2 protein-coding genes and 1 pseudogene are annotated in these 3,423 nt (G+C 75.3%); all 3 read right to left on the bottom strand.

Going from position 1 to position 3,423, the window contains the following annotated elements; all coding sequences use genetic code 11:
- Positions 1 to 137: 137 nt before the first annotated feature.
- A complete protein-coding gene (moeZ, locus tag ACWGB8_RS38215) occupies positions 138 to 1,316 on the bottom strand; it encodes an adenylyltransferase/sulfurtransferase MoeZ (protein WP_452218256.1) in 1,179 nt (392 codons plus the stop codon).
- 255 nt (positions 1,317 to 1,571) lie between these two features.
- Positions 1,572 to 2,582, bottom strand: coding sequence for an NAD-dependent epimerase/dehydratase family protein (locus ACWGB8_RS38210; RefSeq protein WP_452218255.1), 1,011 nt, complete (start codon positions 2,580 to 2,582; stop codon positions 1,572 to 1,574).
- A gap of 138 nt (positions 2,583 to 2,720) precedes the next feature.
- Positions 2,721 to 3,423, bottom strand: a pseudogene (locus ACWGB8_RS38205) (hypothetical protein); the annotation flags it as partial.

Below are 3,423 nucleotides of genomic sequence, written 5' to 3'. Positions count from 1 at the left end.
CCACGGGGCTGCCGCGACTGGCCGCGGTGTGGGGGGTCCCCCTCGTTCCCCCCGGGGCGCGCTACGCGGGCCACACGCGGGGGCACCGGGCCTGGGCCCCGCGGGCGGGGCCCCCTTCCGCGTTCGCGCGATGCCGGTCAGTACACCGGCTTGTGCGGCTCGACCTGGTTGACCCAGCCCAGCACGCCGCCGCCCAGGTGGACGGCGTTGGCGAAGCCGGCCGCCTTCACCACGGCGAGCACCTCGGCCGAGCGCACGCCCGACTTGCAGTGCAGCACGATCTTCCGGTCCTGCGGCAGCGCCTCCAGCGCGTTGCCCATCAGGAACTCGTTCTTCGGGATCAGCGTGGCGCCCGGGATGTTGACGATCTCGTACTCGCCGGGCTCGCGGACGTCGACCAGGAAGATGTCCTCCTTGTCGTCCTGCCACTGCTTGAGCTGCTGCGAGGTGATGGTCGAACCGGCGGCGGCGGCCTGCGCCTCCTCCGACACGACGCCGCAGAAGGCCTCGTAGTCGATCAGCTCGGTGACCGTCGGGTTCTCGCTGCAGACGGCGCAGTTCGGGTCCTTGCGGACCTTGACCTGGCGGTAGTTCATCTCCAGGGCGTCGTAGATCATCAGCCGGCCGACCAGCGGGTCGCCCACGCCGGCCAGCAGCTTGATCGCCTCGGTGACCTGGATCGAGCCGATGGACGCGCAGAGCACGCCCAGCACGCCGCCCTCGGCGCAGGACGGGACCATGCCCGGCGGCGGGGCCTCCGGGTAGAGGCAGCGGTAGCAGGGGCCGTGCTCGGCCCAGAAGACGCTGGCCTGGCCGTCGAAGCGGTAGATCGAGCCCCAGACGTACGGCTTGCCGAGCAGCACCGCGGCGTCGTTCACCAGGTACCGGGTGGCGAAGTTGTCGGTGCCGTCGACGATCAGGTCGTAGCCGGAGAAGATCTCCATGACGTTGGAGTTGTCGAGGCGGTCCTCGTGCAGGACCACGTCGACGTAGGGGTTAATCTCCTTCACGGAGTCCCGCGCGGACTCCGCCTTGGAGCGGCCGATGTCGGACTGCCCGTGGATGATCTGCCGCTGCAGGTTGGACTCGTCGACCACGTCGAACTCGACGATCCCCAGGGTGCCGACGCCGGCCGCGGCCAGGTACATCAGCGCGGGCGAGCCCAGACCGCCGGCGCCCACGCAGAGCACCTTGGCGTTCTTCAGCCGCTTCTGCCCGGCCATGCCCACGTCGGGGATGATCAGGTGGCGGGAGTACCTGCGGACCTCGTCGACGGTGAGCTCGTCGGCCGGCTCGACCAGGGGTGGCAGCGACACGGGGACTCCGTTGGTCGTCGGTTCAGGTTTGGCCAGGGCCAACCTCTTCGGGCTTGCGCTACGCCACCGAGGTGGCTCTGCTACGCCAACAGTGTCATGCCGCCCCGGTATTCCGAGACAGCCCGTCCGACTGGCGAGACGCCCGGCATCGGATGGTGGGACCGCGCACGGCCCCGGCGGCGGGCGGCCTCCAACCGCCCGTGTCCCCGCCCCCGCCGGGCCGTTGCGCCCTCCCGCGGCCGCCGCGCGGAGCCCTCAGACCCGGCAGGCGGTCTCCAGCCAGACGTCCCCCAGCGACTCCTCCAGCGGCACCTGCGTCCGCCATCCGAGACGGTCCCTGGCGGTGCGGACGTCCGCCTGCCGCCACGGCACCGGCTCCGGCACCGGCCCCCGGCCGTCGCCCGGGCGGTGCTCCGCCGGACGGTGCCCGGGCAGCGGGTGGCCCGCCTGGTGGAGCAGCGGGTGCGGCGGGTGGTCACCCGCCCCGACGGCCTGCGCGGGCAGCAGGACCTGCCGGTTCTCCTCCAGGATCGTCCCCTCGAAGCCCGAGGCCCGGACCAGCAGCTGGGCCGCGTCCCGGGCCCGGACGGCGTGCCCGCTGCCGATGTTGATCACCCCGGTGGCCGCCGACACGGCCGCCGCCCGGATCGCCCGCGCGACGTCCCGGACGTCGACGAAGTCCCGGTATCCGGACAGATCCGGCATCCGCACCTGCGGCTCGTCCCGCTCCAGCGCCCGGCGCAGCCCCTCCGACAGCCGGCCGAACAGCGAGGCGGTCGGCGCCCCCGGCCCGACCACGTCGAACACCCGCAGCACCGTCGCGTCCAGCCCGGACGCCAGTACCAGCTCGGTGCCCGCCAGCTTGGACACCCCGTACGGGCCGACCGGGCGCGGCTCGGCGCTCTCGGTCACCGGCACCCCGCCCGGCACCGGCCCGTACTCCGCGGCCGAGCCGACGTGCACCAGCCGGGCCGGCTCGCGGCTGCGCCGGATCGCCTCGCAGACCGTGGCGACGGCCAGCGTGTTGGCCCGGATCAGCGTGCGCGAGCTGCCGTAGGTCGCGCCGGCGCAGTTGATCACCACCTGGGGCGCGACCGCGTCCAGGAACCGGGCCAGCGCGCCCGGACTGCCGGTGGTCAGGTCGAAGCGGATGTCGGCCGAGTCACGCCGGCCGAGCACCGTCACCTGCAAATCCTGGTCCACGAGCAGACGATCGGTGACCCGGCGGCCGATGAAGCCGTCGGCGCCCAGCAGCAGCACCCTCATCGGGGGTGTCCTTCCACGAAGCGAGGTCGCGGACGACCTGGCGGACGGTTGAAACGGAACGGACGGAGCGAACGGACCGAGCGAACGGAACGGACGGGGCGGCCCGTGCGACAGGTCGAGCGGAGCCGTGCGGCGGGTTCAGCGGTGCGCGCCGACCCGGCCCAGGACCGCCCACGCGTACCCGAGCACGGCGAGCGCCAGGGCCCCGCAGCCGAGCGGCCCGGCCGCCCGACCGGCCCCCGCCCAGGCGGCGGGCGCCGCGAGGGCGACCGGCCCGGCGAGCGCTGCCAGCGCACCGGCCGTGGTCCGCCCGCCGTGCGCGAGCAGGACCGCGAGCACCAGCAGCAGCCCCAGCGCGCCCTGCCCGGCCCACTGGACGGCGTCCGCGCGCTCGGCCGCGGTGTGCAGCAGCCCGCCGCCGCGGTCCGGCCCGGGGCGCGGGGCGAGGGCGGTCAGCACGGCCAGCGCGGCGAAGGTCAGCACCGCCAGCACGGTCAGGTGCAGGGCGACGGCCACCGGCAGCACCGGCCGCATCCGGGAGCGGAACTCGGCGAGCGTGCTCGCCGCTCCCAGGTGCCCGGAGCCGACCCGGCGGAACCAGCGGGCCGCCCACTGCGCCGAACCCGCCGACAGCGCCGCCGCGACCACCAGCGCCGCGGTCGCCGCGGCGTCCCCGCCGCCCGCCACCAGCGGCACCAGCAGCAGGCCGGCCAGCCCGGTGCCGTACGCCGCGGCGGCCGGGCCGGCGCCGGGGGTGCCCGGGCGGGGCCCGGGCAGCGCACGGACCGCCACCGCGGCCGGGAGGACCGCCGCCGCCACCGCCACCGGCACGGCCGGGGCG

Source organism: Kitasatospora sp. NPDC054939 (assembly GCF_053610105.1).
This window is presented reverse-complemented; position numbering and strand designations above follow the sequence as displayed.